General features: G+C 51.3%; 13 protein-coding genes. 9 read left to right on the forward strand and 4 right to left on the reverse strand.

What is annotated here, in order from left to right:
* Positions 1–230: 230 nt before the first annotated feature.
* Entirely contained in the window at positions 231–479 is a 249-nt protein-coding gene (locus tag WC959_07745; GenBank protein ID MFA5689025.1) for a hypothetical protein, read from the reverse strand.
* 637 nt (positions 480–1116) lie between these two features.
* Positions 1117–2223 (reverse strand): aspartate-semialdehyde dehydrogenase, encoded by a 1107-nt coding sequence (gene asd, locus WC959_07750; GenBank protein ID MFA5689026.1) that lies wholly within the window; start codon positions 2221–2223, stop codon positions 1117–1119.
* A 74-nt stretch (positions 2224–2297) separates the two neighbouring features.
* Here asd and WC959_07755 point away from each other — a divergent pair, with 74 nt between their 5' ends.
* The 4 genes from WC959_07755 (at position 2298) to tilS (ending at position 6855) form a co-directional block, all read left to right on the forward strand.
* Positions 2298–3173 (forward strand): CPBP family intramembrane glutamic endopeptidase, encoded by an 876-nt coding sequence (locus WC959_07755; protein MFA5689027.1) that lies wholly within the window; start codon positions 2298–2300, stop codon positions 3171–3173.
* Positions 3174–3270: 97 nt separating this feature from the next.
* Positions 3271–4233: an ROK family protein gene (locus WC959_07760; protein ID MFA5689028.1), complete on the forward strand. Its 963-nt coding sequence runs from the start codon at positions 3271–3273 to the stop codon at positions 4231–4233.
* A 35-nt stretch (positions 4234–4268) separates the two neighbouring features.
* Complete coding sequence (serS, locus tag WC959_07765) at positions 4269–5540, forward strand: serine--tRNA ligase (GenBank protein MFA5689029.1); 1272 nt, start codon at positions 4269–4271, stop codon at positions 5538–5540.
* Positions 5541–5616: 76 nt separating this feature from the next.
* Positions 5617–6855 carry a tRNA lysidine(34) synthetase TilS gene (tilS, locus tag WC959_07770; GenBank protein ID MFA5689030.1) on the forward strand — a complete coding sequence of 413 codons (1239 nt, stop codon included), beginning with the start codon at positions 5617–5619 and terminating at the stop codon, positions 6853–6855.
* A 63-nt stretch (positions 6856–6918) separates the two neighbouring features.
* Here the strand turns inward: tilS and WC959_07775 are convergent, their stop codons facing one another.
* Both WC959_07775 and WC959_07780 read right to left on the reverse strand, forming a co-directional pair.
* Complete coding sequence (locus WC959_07775) at positions 6919–8142, reverse strand: DUF1015 family protein (protein MFA5689031.1); 1224 nt, start codon at positions 8140–8142, stop codon at positions 6919–6921.
* A gap of 70 nt (positions 8143–8212) precedes the next feature.
* A complete protein-coding gene (locus tag WC959_07780) occupies positions 8213–9505 on the reverse strand; it encodes a class II aldolase/adducin family protein (protein ID MFA5689032.1) in 1293 nt (430 codons plus the stop codon).
* A gap of 181 nt (positions 9506–9686) precedes the next feature.
* Here WC959_07780 and WC959_07785 point away from each other — a divergent pair, with 181 nt between their 5' ends.
* The 5 genes from WC959_07785 to WC959_07805 all read left to right on the forward strand — a co-directional run bounded on the left by WC959_07785 (position 9687) and on the right by WC959_07805 (position 16299).
* Entirely contained in the window at positions 9687–10442 is a 756-nt protein-coding gene (locus tag WC959_07785; GenBank protein ID MFA5689033.1) for a DeoR/GlpR family DNA-binding transcription regulator, read from the forward strand.
* Positions 10443–10582: 140 nt separating this feature from the next.
* Positions 10583–11965 (forward strand): dihydrolipoamide acetyltransferase family protein, encoded by a 1383-nt coding sequence (locus WC959_07790; protein ID MFA5689034.1) that lies wholly within the window; start codon positions 10583–10585, stop codon positions 11963–11965.
* An 82-nt stretch (positions 11966–12047) separates the two neighbouring features.
* A complete protein-coding gene (gene lpdA / locus WC959_07795) occupies positions 12048–13397 on the forward strand; it encodes a dihydrolipoyl dehydrogenase (protein ID MFA5689035.1) in 1350 nt (449 codons plus the stop codon).
* 31 nt (positions 13398–13428) lie between these two features.
* Positions 13429–13803 carry a four helix bundle protein gene (locus tag WC959_07800; GenBank protein MFA5689036.1) on the forward strand — a complete coding sequence of 125 codons (375 nt, stop codon included), beginning with the start codon at positions 13429–13431 and terminating at the stop codon, positions 13801–13803.
* Positions 13804–13845: 42 nt separating this feature from the next.
* Positions 13846–16299 carry a thiamine pyrophosphate-dependent enzyme gene (locus WC959_07805; protein ID MFA5689037.1) on the forward strand — a complete coding sequence of 818 codons (2454 nt, stop codon included), beginning with the start codon at positions 13846–13848 and terminating at the stop codon, positions 16297–16299.
* Positions 16300–16376 lie beyond the last annotated feature (77 nt).

Genomic DNA, 16376 nt, shown 5'->3' on the forward strand with positions numbered 1-16376 from the left:
ACGCGCTGAAAGAGGAGTATAACACACTGGACCCGTTCGATCTCAACCGGCGGATCGAAAAGCAATTACGCCGCATGGAAGAACTGAAAAAACAGGCCGGGAAAACCGCCGCTTGACAAACCATAACAAAAGAACTACCCCATGCCCGTCAACGATCAAAAATCAGCACCCCTTCGGTGTCTTTTTTATATGAGGCAATACGAATGAAAATCAACCAAATTATACTGAATTTAAGCAAAAATTAACTGATTCGGATTCCATTGCTGCTGCTGCCACAGCTTGCGAGCGTGCTTTACATCATTACGAAATTGCTCTTTGGCGTGCAACGTTTTTTTTAATCTCAACCTCAGCCGGTCAAGCTGGTACCATAAGGCGTTGATTCCAATCCGGATTCCCAGGACATCCTTGCACCGGCGCTGCATCTCTTTGAGCGTCAAGTCCGGTTGTTTGCTAATCCTTTTTCTGTAATGTCCGCTCATGCTCGGTTAGTCGTGAACGGCGATAGCCGCCGCGCTGCTTCGACTTAACCGAACCCGTCTGCTGATACTGCTTCCAGTATCGTTCAACCGTACGTACAGAAACTTGAAACCAGTGCGCTGTTGCACCTATTTTTTCTGGCGGCAATAATCCGTTTCTTTAACGGCAGATGATACGTTTGTGTTGTCATTACAGCACCATGACAAATCGTCCTGTACGTCAAATTAAATCAAAAACGCTCTAGAAACATTGTTTGATTGTATCAGCCACGATCCGATCTAACAGTCAACCCTGTCAGAATCGCGATTTTTATCAGGCCGCCGGCGGTACGATTTCTTCCTTTCTATTCAACGCATCGATTTTTCTAACTCAGATTTCTTTTCAATAACGTACAAAAAATTTCGCATAATTGAAAAGAGGTTTTGTTGTGACGCTCGTGAAGTTCGTACGTATGGAAGCACGGGCATCTGAGTCATGTATAGCCGGAAAGGTTCAGCAACAAGACCGGTTGGCTGACGCGACAGACTCACGGGTACCGCAACGAAACCTGTATGCATCTGAAAATCTACGACCAGCCTGATCTCTCAACTTAAAGGCAACTCAGAGATGCTCTTCGATGATAAACCAAAAATATTGTAATTATTTTTCCCGCAGAATACGCAGCATTCGGCGCAGCGGTTCGGCAGCACCCCAGAGAAGCTGATCGCCGACAGTAAATACCGTTAAATATTCCGGTCCCATATTCATTTTACGGATGCGCCCGACCGGCACGGTCAACGTACCGGAAACTGCCGCCGGCGTGAGTCCGGCAAGTGTTTCTTCGCGTGTGTTATCGATAATGTTCACCCACTGATTATCGTTACGGATAATTTCTGTCACATCTTCAACAGAAACATCTTTTGTCAGTTTGATCGTTAGCGCCTGACTGTGGCAGCGCATTGCGCCGATGCGCACACAAAGTCCGTCGATCGGAATCGGTATCACGGTTTGTAGAATTTTATTTGTTTCCGCAAAACCTTTCCACTCTTCACGCGTCTGTCCGTCGTCAACCGGTTTGTCGATCCATGGAATCAGCGATCCGGCGAGCGGTGCGCCGAAAAATTTGGTTTGAATTTTATCGCTGCGCAGGCTGGCGGTTACTTTCCGGTCGATGTCGAGAATTGCCGCCGCCGGATTTGCCAGATCTGCTGTAACAGCCTGATGCAGCGTACCCATTTGAGAAAGCAGTTCGCGCATATTATTTGCACCGGCGCCGGACGCCGCCTGATATGTCATCGAAGAAATCCATTCGATCAGTTCCGCTTTAAACAGTCCGCCGATTGCCATCAGCATTAAACTCACGGTGCAGTTGCCGCCGATAAAATCTTTTTTTCCGGCGGCGATGGCTTTATCAATGACCGGACGGTTTACCGGGTCAAGCACGATGACGGCATCGTCAGTCATACGCAATGATGATGCCGCATCAATCCAAAAACCGTTCCAGCCGGCAGCACGCAATCTGCCGTGGATTTCGCCGGTATAATCGCCGCCCTGGCAAGTGAGAATCACATCCATCGCTGCAAGTGCATCAATATGATAAGCATCTTGCAGAATCGAAGCGCCCTGACCGACATCCGGTGCGGCCTGTCCGGTTTGCGACGTAGAGAAAAACACCGGCTCAATGCCGTCAAAATCCTTTTCCGTCAGCATCCGTTCCATCAGAACTGAGCCGACCATACCGCGCCATCCGATTAAACCAACTTTCATCTGCCTCTCCTGAAAATAAAAGAGAGGTACGATATTTGATTTAAAACAATCATGCAAGCGGCTACTGTGTTCTGATGATGAAACTACCGCTAATGATTGCCGACCTTTTTTCGCCGTCCGGACTGTTCGGCGATTTTAACCTGCAAACGCCGGGTATGATCGCGGCCGGCGTTATTTTTCTGGTTCTGCTCATCACCGGTATTATCGCATGGGTGGTCGTCATGAAGGCAGCGCGCCGGAATCCGGCGGACTGGCAGGAGCTCGCACGCCGGATTGCAGAGCGGTCGCTGAGGTTTTGGATTATTTTTCTGCTCGTCCTTTTGCTCGCCGGACTGTTTTTTGCGATGACATTTATTTACAGACATTATTTCGCAGAAAGAACGCCGGGGCCGCGCGCCATACTGGTTCAGGCGGCTGTATTTCATCTACCGTTTTTGCTGCTGCTGCCGGTGATCCTTAAATTTTCCGGCGCCGGGAAATTTTTTGGCGGCAGATCGCCGAAATTCATTTTTGCCGGAATTCTGTTTTATCTCGCTATGCTGCCGCCGCTCTGGCTGTTCAACATGATGTATCAAGTGATTCTTTATTTCTTAGGGCAGGACATTTCCTTGCAGGACATCACCGTGATGCTTGCGGCGGATGCGGTGTGGCCGGTGCGTGTACTGCTTTTCTTGTCCGCCATCATCATCGCGCCGGTATTTGAAGAAGTCATTTTCCGCGGCATCCTGCTGCCGGTGGCAATCCGCTATACCGGCAAATGGCTCGGAATCATTTTAATTTCACTGATCTTCGGCGCGCTGCATTTTCATCTGCCGTCATTCGGCGCGCTTGTGCTGCTCTCCGTTGCGCTCAGCCTTGCCGCTGTTCGCACCGGCTCGCTGCTCGTACCGATCACAATGCACGCGGTCTTCAACGGAATAACAATGATTCTGCTGATGATTATTTCATAGCGAGAGGAACGGAGCCGCATTATATGCTTTCCGCTTTAAGTTTTTCCAGCGAACATGATAGAAACTGGCGCTTTGTTTTCTTTAGAGGAGATGGACGATGAATTTTTTAGGCATTGATATCGGCGGCACAAAAATCGCGCTGTCGATCGGTAACGAAAATGGCGGGATTATTGCGAGTCAGCGTATTCCGACCGATCCGCACAATGCGCTGGCAACGCTGAACTGCGCCGCCGAAGTGATCGAAACCATTTTAAACGACGCCGGTTTAACCGCCGACCAGATCGAAACGATTGGAATCACCTCGCCGGGACCGATGTCGTCCAGAGAACGGATGATGTTTGAAACGCCGAATATGAAAGGCTGGACAAATTTTCGCATCGGCGACTTCTTCGAAAATAAATTCCGCCGCCCGACTTTTATGCAGAACGATGCTAACGGCGCCGGGATTGCCGAATATCTTTTCGGCGCATGCAAAGGTCTCGATCTCATTTATCTCACTATGAGCACCGGCATCGGCGCCGGCATTATGATCGACGGCAAAGTCCTTGCCGGCCCGAACGATCTTGGCGGTGAAGTCGGACACAATACGCTTGATATAAACGGCCCGCAGTGCGGCTGCGGGAAATTCGGCTGCTGGGAAGCATTTTGCGGCGGACGGAGATTTGCCGAAGAAATTCGCAACGATATTCTCGCGAACAACATTCAAACCGCAATTCTCAATGAAGCCGGTGGCCATCCGGAATGCATCAGCATGAAAGAAATTTGCAACGCTGTTCGCAAAGGCGATGAGTACGCGTTAAAACGCTGGGACGTATTCATCGAAAAAATGGCGCAGGCCGTTGGCATTCTGCTGCAGACGCTCAATCCGCGCGCGATTGTGATGGGCACTGTCGCCATTCATGACGGCGACCTGTTTTTACCGCAAATGATGGAGCGCCTGCCGAAATATGCGTGGCAGGGCGCCATCGATGTCTGCCGTATCGAAGCCAGTGCGCTCAAAAATATAGGCGAACTTGCCGCGCTCGCCGTTGCACTCGACGGCTGCAACCATTTAAAGTAGGGTATGCGTTCTCGCCTTAAATAAGGATAAAATCAATGTTAGACATCAAACTCATCCGCGAAAATCCGGACGCCCTGAAACAGGCGCTCACTAACCGTAATGCTGAAGCCGATATCGCCGGACTGCTCGAATTTGACCGCATGCGTCGCGCCGCCATCACCGAAGCCGAAGAGCTGAAGCAGCAGCGTAACGATGTATCCAAAAAAATCGGCGCGCTGATGAAAGACGGCAGAAAAGACGAAGCCGCCGCTGCAAAAGAAGACGTACGAAAAACCGGAGACCGCATTGCAGAGCTCGACGAACAGGTGCGCGAACTTGATGCAAAAATTCTCGGTATACTGCTCTTGATTCCGAACATGCCGCTGCCTAGCGTGCCGGCTGGAAAAGATGAAACCGCTAATCCGGTGCTTCGTAGCCGGGGCGAAAAAAAGAAGTTTGATTTTCAAATCAAGCCTCACTGGGATATCGCCGCCGATCTGAAACTCGCCGATTTTGAACGCGGCGCCAAAGTCGCCGGTTCCGGCTTCCCGCTGTACACCGGTCAGGGCGCCAAACTCCAGCGCGCGCTGGTGCAATTCATGCTCGATGTTCACACAACCGAACACGGTTACACCGAAGTGGAGCCGCCGTTTTTTTGTAATAGCGATGCAATGACCGGTACCGGTCAACTGCCGAAATTTGCCGAAGACATGTACCACATTCAGCTCGATGGACTGTATCCGGTGCCGACTGCCGAAGTTCCGGTAACCAATATTTATCGCGACGAAATTATTGATGCTGAACTGCCGCTGAAATTAACGGCATACACGCCGTGTTTCCGGCGCGAAGCCGGTGCTGCCGGGCGCGATACTCGCGGACTGTTGCGCCTGCATCAGTTCGATAAAGTGGAAATGGTCAACTTCGTTAATCCCGGCGAATCTGAAAAGCAGCACGAAATACTCGTCGGTGAAGCCGAAGCCATTCTGCAGAAACTTGGCTTACACTATCGCGTTATCGAACTCTGCACCGGTGATCTCGGCTTTAGCGCCGCCAAATGTTACGACATCGAACTTTGGGCGCCGGGCGTTGAAAAATGGCTCGAAGTCTCGTCCGTCAGCAACTTTTGGGACTATCAGGCGCGCCGCGCGCGCATCCGCTGCCGTGATGCAAACGGCAAAGCGCAGTTCGCACACACACTCAACGGGTCCGGTGTTGCACTGCCGCGACTCGTTGTTGCGCTGCTTGAAAATAATCAGAACGCCGACGGCACCGTTACAGTTCCGGCGCCGCTTCGTCCGTATATGGGCGGTCTGGAAAAATTAGGATAAGCACCACTCATCTTCACTGATTTTCACTAATAAATTGTTAGTGCCGATTCATGTGAATTAGTGGTTAGATCATTCTGTGAGCCTGATTGAAAAAGTCGAATCCATTATTAAGCGGGAAAATTTAATTCCGGCGAATGCAAAACTCGTTGCCGGAATTTCCGGCGGCGCGGATTCCGTGGCACTGCTGCACATTCTCTGCCGGCTCGGTTACTCACCGGCGGCCGCGCATTTGAATCATGGTATTCGCGGAGCCGATGCTGATGCCGACGAAATGTTTGTGAAGAGACTCTGCCGGAAGCTCGATGTGGAGTACATTGCCAGAAAAGTGGATGTTCCGGTGCGGGCAAAAGAGAAAAAGATCTCAGTCGAAATGGCGGCGCGCGAAGCGCGCCATGAATTATTCGGTGAATTTTCCGGCGCACGAATTGCACTGGCGCATCATGCCGATGATCAGCTGGAAACATTTTTTCTGCGCGCCGCGCGCGGCGCCGGTGCCGGCGGACTCGGCGGTATGCGGTTTATTCAAAATATCGATGACGTAACATTAATCCGGCCTTTGCTCGAATTCCGGCGCGCCGGAATTATTGAATGGCTGCAAAACGAAAAAATCGAATGGCGCGAAGATGCGACGAATATCGACGATTCAATTCCGCGTAATTTTGTACGGCATAAAATTTTACCGGCGTTCAGTGAATTGAATCCGCGCGCCGCCGAAAATTTGTTGCGGACCATGTCAATTCTGCGCGAGGAAGAAGATAAAACACCGGCGGCATTGCAGCGCCGGACAATCCGTGACTGGCTGATTGAAAACGGTATTGCGCCGGATTTCGCAACTGTTGAAAAAATTATTCAATTTTCCGCCGGCGCGTCCGGAACAAAATTTCTCGATATTAACGGTGTTCGATTAGTGAATGAATACGGCGCATTGAAAGTAGACGCGACGCCCTCGTCGCGTCACGCGTGCAAAGAACGCGACGAGGGCGTCGCGTCTACTTTCCAGATCCGCATCAAAGAATCCACCGGAATTCTGCGCGGAAAATGGTGTGCGTCAGTTTCACTGGAAAAAATCGGTGCCAATGAAATGATCATTCGCACGCCGCGCGCCGGCGACCGGATGAATCCGTACGGCATGTCCGGCGCAAAAAAATTGCAGGATATTTTTACCGATTTAAAAATTCCAAGACTCCGGCGCACAAACTGGCCGCTGGTTGAGTGTGCCGGAGAAATTATCTGGCTGCCGGGGTATCGCATTGCACGCGGCTGGGAACTTTCATCCAATTCTGAACCGGCATTACATTTTTTTGCAGAGCAATAGAGAATTTTGACCGGATAGCAGGATTTTTATCCGGGAGTCTAGTCCTTTTATCCTGTCTAAAATTTAGTCCAGCGTATTGACCAAAAATCCGGAGCGGAGTTTCGGTTCGAACCAGGTGCTTTTCGGCGGCATGAGCAGTCCGGCGTCGGCGACGGCCATGAGCTGATCAAGTGTAGTCGGGTAAAGCGAAAATGCGATAACAGCTTCGCCGGAGTCGACGCGATGCTCAAGCCCGGCAGTTCCGTGAATTCCGCCGATAAAGTCGATGCGGTCGCTTTCGCGCGGATCGTCGATGTTAAGCAGCGGCGCGAGAACGCGATCCTGCAGAATGCTGACGTCGAGCGATGCCACCGGATCGTTCGGGAGCGCGGCTTTCGGTTCGAGCAAATACCATTTTCCGGCGATGTACATGCTGACGGCACCGGGACCGTCCGGCACTTTCTGTTCGGCTTTTGTGACGGTGAATGCTTTTTCAAGCGCGGCGAAAAACTCATCTTCCGTTTTTCCGGCGAGATCAAACACCACGCGGTTGTACGGCAGAATTTTTAACTGCCCCGCCGGAAAGATTACGCTGAGGAACCAGTTGTACGGTTCATCGCCGGTGTGATCCGGATTGGCGGCGCGACGCTGACGTCCAACGCTGACGGCGCTGGCGGAACGATGATGTCCGTCCGCAACGTAGAACGCCGGAATCTTACTGAATGCTTCAATGAGTGGCGCAGTGTTTTCAATCTTCCAGATCTTGTGAATGATCTCGTCCGGTGCGGTGATGTTGTAGAGCGGTTCAGCAGCGGCGATGCCGGCCATCATACCGGTTATTGTTTCATCATCGCGATAGGTTAGAAAAACCGGACCGGTGTTGGCGTTCACTTCGTCGACGTGGCGCGTGCGGTCCTGTTCTTTTACCTTGCGCGTTTTTTCATGAATTTTAATCAGTCCGTTTTCATAGTCCTCTATATTACAGGTTGCCACGATGCCGTACTGCGTATGATTTCCCATCTGCTGGCTATAAAGATAGATGCATGGTGAGGTTTCGCGCCGCAGAAAACCGTTCGTTTTGAGGTTTTCAAAATTTTCCTTGGCTTTCGCATAAACAGCGCCGGAATACGGATCTGTGTTTTCCGGCAGATCAATTTCGGAACGGACAACGTGCAGGAACGACAGCGGCCTGCCTTCCGCCAGTTTGTGCGCCTGTTTTGTATCGACCACATCATATGGAACCGATGCAATTTCTCCGGCCTTTGTGTTATCCGCCGGCCGCCATGCCTTGAAAGGATTAATTCTCATGCGGCGCAGTGTAGCGGACTGCCGGGAAAAATAAACGCCAACCTGAAAAATTTATAATCACAGTGTGATGTTAATCCATATGAAATGCTTTGCGCAGGTCGGCGATGATTCCTGCGTTCATCGGAACAGTGCCGCCGATGGGTTTGCTGTTGAGAATGGCTTCAGCTGAACTTTCGAGAACTTCGAGTTTATCAAATGCGCCGAGGACATCTTCGCTGACCACCATCACACCGTTGTTGCACAGCACTGACGCCGGCGTTTCCGGCGTTAAGGTTGCGGTGAGTCTGGCATAGTCGTTAAATGAAGTTTCGAACGGCAGCAGCTGGACGTCGCGCACGAAAATATAACTTTCCGGAATGGTGCGCGTATCAATGGTTTCGTTGCAGAGAGAAAAGGCCATACAGTTGACGGGGTAGGCATTGATAACGGCGTTGATTTCGGGGTGTGCGTCATAAATTGCCTGATGTGCACGTACAGCCCGGCTCGGACGTTTGCCGAATTCTTTTTTGCCTTTGCGGATCATTACGGGATCTTCCGGTTCAATGACGCGCCGGTCGAGCGGGTGAGGCGTAATCAGAAATGAGTCGTTGTCGATGCGCGCCGAAAAACTGCCGGTGCTGCTGGTAAGCAGGCGTTGCTGATATCCGCGCCGGATAAAGCGCGCGAGTTCGCAACGCAGTTCTTTTTCGCGAATGCTCATGCGATCAACGCTGTATTCAAATGGTTCCAGCTTGGTATAACTTTTTTCCTGCAGCTGGAGCTGTGCATCGCTCAGTGTTTGCGGCGTACCGAGCAGATTGGCTTTAATTTGGATTTTGCAGCAGAGTTCCAGTGTTTCAAACCGCTGGAAAGCGTCCTGCAGATTTTCTCCGCCGCAGCAAACGCCATGATTCTCAAGTATCACGCTGTCAAAACCTTCTTTAAATTTTCCGGCAATCTTTGCTCCCAGGTCGGCGCTGCCGGGGATTCCGTATGGTGCAAAGCCGACGAGTCCGTTGGTGTTCCATGCTTCGGGAAACGATTTGGTCTCCGGCACAACATGCGCACAGCTGAATGCCACGAGCGCCATCGGGTGTGCGTGTACAACGGCGCGGATATCCGGCCGTACTTCGTAAATGGCTTTATGAAATGGAAATTCGGATGAGGGCGGATGGCGGCCTTCGATCGTTCCGTTTTTACGGACACAGACAATATCCGCCGGCGTAAGCCGGCCTTTATCAACGCGCGCCGGCGTAATCCAGATATCGCCATTTTCGTCGATAATCGAAAGATTTCCTCCAGACGTTGTGGTCATTTTATATTGATAAATCCGGTCGAGCGTCATGGCCAGTTCTTCGCGCGGGTGCATGAATTCATATTTCACGGGGATCTCCTTGCTTGTAATTGCCGGTCAAGAGTAGTCCTGTTCGATAAATCTGCAATCAAATTAAATGTTCGGTGCGAAAAGAAAGAAACGCATAAAAACACAAAATAGGTGTTGAAATAAAAGTAAATCAATGATTAAGTGAAAGAATAAAGAAACAGAAACGAAAGTAGAGAGTGGCGTGGCGGCGATCTTACCAGAGCGCAAAAAACAGATTCTTGATCTGCTGGCAGATGACAGTGAGATCAGTGTAACAGAGCTGGCGGAACGTTTCGGCGTGACGGCGGTAACGGTGCGCGCGGATCTGGCGTCGCTTGAAGAAGAGGGTTTTATTGTACGCACGCACGGTGGTGCAATGCCGGCGTTTCATCCGAAAATCATCGAGCGCATGCGCGCGAAAAAGGAGATTAAAGCAGCCATTGCGAAAGCGGCGGTGCAGCTGATTGATGACGGTGATACGGTGATCATCAGTGCCGGTACAACGACTGCACTCATTCCAAAATATCTGCTCGGCAAACGCGATATTCATATCGTCACAAATAATACGCTGCTGCTTACCTATGCGCGTGCCAATCCGCAGCTGCGCGTCACGCTCGTCGGCGGGGAATTCCGTCCGGCGGAAGAGGGCATCGTCGGACCGCTAGCGATGCAGGCGGTGGAACAGTTTCATGTGGCGAAAGCGTTTGTCGGTATCGACGGCGCATCGGCGAAACAGGGTTTTACGGCAAACAGTATCGAGAGTGCTGACTTCGTGCGCAAAATGGCGGGACAGGCTGACCGCGTTTATGCCGTCGGTGAATCCAGTAAGTTTAACAACGCCGGTTTTGCAAAAATTTTACCATTTAGCGGCGTCGATGCACTCATAACTGATGCATTCCTGCACGCCAGATTTGAACAAAGTTTTACAGATATGAACGTGAAGGTCATTAAGGCGTAAGGACCGCAGAACACTGAATAACGAATTGCGAATTATAAAGTAACAGATTAATTTTTAAACCGTGAAACAACGCTGACTTAACGCGAATAAAAATTATAAATTGGCAACCGTAAATCGGAAATGCCGAAAAGGAGAATATTATGGCTACAGAAGTTTTAATGCCGCGACAGGGGCAGTCCGTTGAATCCTGCATCATCATCGGCTGGCACGTGAAAGAGGGCGACGCAGTGAAAGCCGGTCAGCCGCTCTGCGAAGTGGAAACCGATAAAGCGACGTTTGAAGTTGAGGCGCCGGTGGACGGGACCGTGCTCGGGATTTTTTATCCGGCGGACGCCGATGTTCCGGTGCTGAAAGTGATCGCCGCCATCGGCGAAGCAGGCGAAGATATTTCCGGACTGCGTCCGGAAGAACCGCAGAATGCCGAACAAAAAACTGCAGAACCGCAGAACAATGAACAAGGGATGTCGAATGATGAAGTGAAGAAAACTTCTGCGATTGGAAACTCTGGATTCGATATTCAAACTTCCGCCGGCAGCGCCGGCGCCGGCGTTTCGCCGCGCGCGCGCAATCTGGCAGTAGAGAAAGGTGTTGATGCATCCGTTCTCGCCGGCTCCGGCCCGGATGGACGGATTATTGAACGCGATGTGCTGGCGGCACTGGACGGTAAAGCGGTGCTATCTCCGGCGGCAAAAACAAAAGTTGCCGCCGGCGGCGCGTTTGCTCCGGCGAGCGGAAGCGGCATCGGCGGGCGCGTTCTGTCGAGCGATCTTTCCGACGTTGCTCCGGAAAATATTGCCGGCGCGATCGCCGAGCTCGATTTCCCCGGCACAACTGAAACAGTTCCGGTAAAAGGCATTCGCAAAATTGTTGCCGAACGGATGCTGGCGTCGCTGCAGAACACGGCGCAGTTAACTATGAACGCATCGGCGGATGCCCGCCCGATGCTCGATTTCCGCGCGCGCTGCAAAGCTGCACCGGAGACCGCCGGCGTCGGCGGGGTCACCATTAACGACATTATTCTGTTTGCCGTCGCGCGCACGCTGCCGGAATTTGCGGAACTCAACTCTCACTGGCTTGGCGATAAAATGGTTCGCTTTGCGGACGTTCATCTCGGCGTCGCGGTTGATACGCCGCGCGGCCTGATGGTGCCGGTCATCCGTTTTGCCAGCCGCTTAACATTGAAGCAGATTTCCGCCGAGGCCAAACGTCTTGCCGTTGCGGCGATTGAAGGCACAATTGATCCGGACGCACTGACCGGCGGAACCTTTACGGTGACGAATCTCGGCGCCGCCGGAATTGAAAGTTTTACGCCGGTGCTGAACGCGCCGGAGGTTGGAATTCTCGGCGTCTGCAGTATTCAGCCGAAGCCGGTGATGAAGAAAGACGGTGGCGTGGAATTTATTCCGCACATCGGATTGTCGCTGACGTTTGACCATTGCGCGGCGGACGGCGCTCCGGCGGCGAAATTCCTCGCCGCACTGCGCAAGAATATCGCGGCATTTGATGTGTTGCTGGTGAGATGAACCGCAGAAGACTGAACAAGGGACTCCAGCTTTAGAAGCTCAGTATTCCTTGTTCAGTGTCTGAAATTCAAAGAGAAAATTTATGAATGAAACATTTGATATCATAATCATCGGCGCCGGCCCTGGTGGATATGTGATGGCGGAGCGTGCGGGACATCGCGGTAAAAAAGTTCTGCTGATTGAAAAGGAAAACCTCGGCGGTGTCTGCCTGAACTGCGGCTGTATTCCAACCAAAACATTGTTGAATTCGGCAAAGCATTTTGTGCATGCGAAAGAAGCGCCGGAGTTTGGCGTGACGACCGGCGCTGTGAAATTCGATCTCGCTAAAGCGATGGTGTGGAAAACGGATGTGATTAAAACGCTGCGCGCCGGCATTGCAGCGATGATGAAAAAAAATAAGGTGACCGTGGTGACCGGCGCGGCGGAGTTTCTCGGCGCGCGCAGCGTGAAAGTCGGCGATACCGTTTATGAAGGCGCAAATATTGTGATCGCTACCGGATCGTCGCCGTTTGTTCCGCCGATCCCCGGTGCGGATCAGCCGCATGTAATGACAAGCACGGGAATTCTGGACATTGAAAAACTGCCGGAAACGCTGACAGTAATCGGCGGCGGCGTGATCGGCGTGGAGTTTGCCAGCTTTTTCAGCAGCCTCGGTGTGAAGGTGGATGTCATCGAAATGCTCGATGAAATTATTCCGTTTATGGATCGCAAGCAGGCGGTGGAATTCCGCCGCGCTCTAAAAGGTAAAATAACTTTTAATCTCGGATGTACAGTGACGGCGATTGACGGTCATACGGTCAAGTTCACGGAAAAGTCCGGTACAGAAAAATCGATTCAGGCGGATATCGTTTTAATGTCCGTCGGTCGCGTACCGAATCTCTCCGGCAACGGTTTTGAAAAGGCCGGGCTCGATTTTGACCGGCGAGGAATCAAGGTTGACGAACAGATGCGCACGAATCTGCCGGATGTATATGCAATCGGCGATGTTACCGGACTTTCACAGCTTGCGCATTCGGCGACGCGAATGGGTGAAGTTGCGTTGAATACAATTTGCGGCGAAAAAGACCGCTTCCGTAAAAATGCAATTCCATGGGCAGTGTATTCGATGCCGGAAGTCGCCGGATGCGGTTTAACCGAAGTCCAGGCGAAAGAGGCGGGGTATAATGTAAAAACGGCATCGCTGCCGCTGACGATGAGCGGCCGGTTTTTAGCAGAGAACGGCAAGCGCGGTCCCGGTTCGGTGAAGGTCGTGAAAGATGCGGACACGGATGTAGTGCTCGGTGTACATATGGTTGGCGCCGGTGTTTCGGAAATGATTTACGGCGCGGCGGTGATGATTGAAGCCGAACTGCGTGCGCAAGATATTCAGCAGATTGTTTTCCCGCATCCGACGGTCGGGGAAGTGATCCGCGATACGATGTTTCAGTTTTAAGAACCGCAGAATGTCGAACAAGGAATATTGAATGTCGAAAGACAGAAAATTTGACCTGGAAGACCGGCTGATTGATTTTGCGACCCGTTGCATCAACGTGTCGGAATCGCTGTCGGGATCCCGCGCCGGAATTCATCTTTCAGATCAACTTGTTCGCAGCGGAACATCTCCGGCGTTAAATTACGGCGAAGCGCAGGCTGCTGAATCGCACAAAGATTTTGTTCACAAAATGAAAGTCTGCCTGAAGGAACTGCGTGAATCATTAGTTTGTTTGAAGATTATTGTAAAAGCCGGTTTGTCGAGTGAAGAACGGTTAGCACCGTTGATTAAGGAGACCGATGAGCTGGTTGCAATTTTTGTTTCCAGTATAAAAACAGCAAAAAATAAAAATAAGGAAATTTCGTAATTCGAAATTCCTTGTTCGATATTCGAAATTGAAAGGGGTTCCATGCCAAAAAGTCAGATTGTTGATCCGAAAGAAGTTCGCAAAGCCGGTGAAATTACATTCACGCCGATTCCGGTGAATCAGTATAAACCGGATTTTAAAAAGGAAACGAAAAAGTACGGTACCGACCGGCTGAAGAAGATGTATTATGACATGCTGATTCTGCGTGAGTTTGAAACGATGCTGAATCTGATTAAAACGCAGGGTGCGTATGAAGGGATTGAATATAATCATCCGGGTCCGGCGCATCTTTCGATCGGTCAGGAAGCGGCGGCGGTCGGTCAGGCGGTGCATCTCGATACCGACGATTATATTTTCGGTTCGCACCGTTCACACGGTGAAATTCTGGCGAAATGTCTATCCGCTGTGTACCAGCTCGACGATGCAGCGCTGACAAAAATTATGGATGAGTTTTTTGCCGGTGAAACCGTGAACGTTGTGAAAGACGGCTCACAGAAATCAGTAAAAGAACTCGCTGAAGATTTTGTACTCTACGGGACGCTCGCCGAAATTTTTGCACGCCGCACCGGATTCAATCGCGGACTCGGCGGTTCGATGCACGCATTTTTTATTCCGTTCGGGTCAATGCCGAATAACGCAATTGTCGGCGGCTCAGGCGATATTTCAGTTGGTTCGGCACTGTTCAAACTGATCAACAGAAAACCGGGCATCGTGATTGCAAATATCGGCGATGCATCACTCGGCTGCGGTCCGGTATGGGAAGGTTTCTGGATGGCGGCGATGGATCAGTACCGCAAACTGTGGGGCAAGGATTTCGGTGCTCCGCCGGTGCTGTTCAACATCATGAACAATCACTACGGCATGGGCGGGCAAACCCGCGGCGAGACGATGGGATATGATAAACTCGCGCGCATCGGCGCCGGAATTAATCCGGAACAGATGCACGCTGAGCGCGTTGACGGATACAACCCGCTTGCCGTTGCCGACGCTACAGAACGGCAGAAAAAAACGCTGCTTGCCGGCAAAGGTCCGGCGCTGCTTGATGTGGTAACGTACCGCATTTCCGGCCACTCTCCGTCTGACGCTTCTTCCTATCGCACGAAAGAGGAAGTGGAACTCTGGGAAGCGAATGACTGTGTGAAACTGTTCCGTGAATATCTCGTCAGCAGCGGTGCATTCACTGAAAGCGAAGCGGATGAACTGAAAGCAAAGGTTGTTGCAAAAATTACAAAAACGCTAAAGCTTGCAACGGATGTGAATGTGTCGCCGTACAGCAGCGTCAACATGATTGAAGATGTGATGTTCTCGAATCTGAAAATTGAAAAGATGGAAGAGCGCACGCCGGACGTGCTGATGCCGCTGGAAGAAAATCCGCGCGTACAGCAATTGAAACGCAAAGAGCGCTTTGCGTTTGATGTGAACGGGAAACCGCACTCTGCGAATAAACTGTATACTTATCGCGACGGAATTTTTGAAGCGATGATTCACCGCTTTTACACCGATCCGACTTTCGTGGCATATGGCGAAGAAAACCGTGACTGGGGCGGTGCGTTTGCCTGTTATCGCGGGCTGACAGAATCTATCCCGTATCACCGTCTTTTTAACTCACCGATTTCAGAAGGCGCGATTGTCGGTTCCGCATGCGGCTACGCGATGAGCGGCGGCCGTGTCTGCGTCGAGCTGATGTATTGCGATTTTATGGGACGCGCCGGCGACGAAATTTTCAACCAGATTTCCAAATGGCAGTCAATGTCCGCCGGCATTCTGAAAATGCCGCTGGTATTGCGGATTTCTGTCGGCAATAAATACGGCGCGCAGCATTCACAGGACTGGACGGCGATGGTGAATCACATTCCGGGACTGAAAGTGTATTATCCGGCGACAACATACGATGCCAAAGGCATGCTGAACCTTGCACTGTCCGGCACCGATCCGGTGATCTTTTTTGAATCGCAGAAAACTTACGGCATCGGCGAAATGTTTGAAACCGGCGGCGTGCCGGAAGGGTATTATGAAACGCCGGAAGGCGAGCCGGCAGTGCGCCGCGCCGGAAAAGATGTGACCATTATAACCGTCGGACCGGTGTTGTATTCCGGTTTGAAAGCGGCGGATATACTGCAAGAAAAATATAATCTTGAAGCGGAAGTGATCGACCTGCGTTTTGTAAATCCGCTGAATTATAACACGCTCATTGAGTCGGTGAAGAAAACCGGCCGCGTTGTGCTGGCTTCTGATGCAGTAGAACGCGGCAGCGCGCTGCACAACATCGCGAACAATCTGGCGCAGTTCTGCTTTGATTATCTCGATGCACCGCCGGTTGTGATCGGCGCGAAAAACTGGATTTCACCGGCGGCAGAAATGGAAACGGATTATTATCCACAGCCCGACTGGATGATCGACGCAATTCATCAGCGCGTTCTGCCGTTGCCGGGACACTCCGTGCAGCATAACTACACTAGCGGCGAAATGCTGCGCATTGCGAAGAAAGGTGTTTAAGAACCGTAGAATATCGAACAAGGAGTTTCGAAATGCGGAGTTCCTTGTTCGGGGTTCGAAATTCTAAAAGAGGACTC

It is taken from the genome of Kiritimatiellales bacterium (genome assembly GCA_041656295.1).
GTDB lineage: Bacteria > Verrucomicrobiota > Kiritimatiellia > Kiritimatiellales > Tichowtungiaceae > Tichowtungia.

Coding starts and splice junctions, on each gene's coding strand:
- asd (MFA5689026.1), bottom strand. CDS start 2,223: ATGAAAGTTGGTTTAATCGGATGGCGCGGTATGGTCGGCTCAGTTCTG.
- lpdA (MFA5689035.1), top strand. CDS start 12,048: ATGAATGAAACATTTGATATCATAATCATCGGCGCCGGCCCTGGTGGA.
- WC959_07745 (MFA5689025.1), bottom strand. CDS start 479: ATGAGCGGACATTACAGAAAAAGGATTAGCAAACAACCGGACTTGACG.
- WC959_07755 (MFA5689027.1), top strand. CDS start 2,298: ATGATGAAACTACCGCTAATGATTGCCGACCTTTTTTCGCCGTCCGGA.
- WC959_07760 (MFA5689028.1), top strand. CDS start 3,271: ATGAATTTTTTAGGCATTGATATCGGCGGCACAAAAATCGCGCTGTCG.
- serS (MFA5689029.1), top strand. CDS start 4,269: ATGTTAGACATCAAACTCATCCGCGAAAATCCGGACGCCCTGAAACAG.
- WC959_07800 (MFA5689036.1), top strand. CDS start 13,429: ATGTCGAAAGACAGAAAATTTGACCTGGAAGACCGGCTGATTGATTTT.
- WC959_07790 (MFA5689034.1), top strand. CDS start 10,583: ATGGCTACAGAAGTTTTAATGCCGCGACAGGGGCAGTCCGTTGAATCC.
- WC959_07805 (MFA5689037.1), top strand. CDS start 13,846: ATGCCAAAAAGTCAGATTGTTGATCCGAAAGAAGTTCGCAAAGCCGGT.
- WC959_07775 (MFA5689031.1), bottom strand. CDS start 8,142: ATGAGAATTAATCCTTTCAAGGCATGGCGGCCGGCGGATAACACAAAG.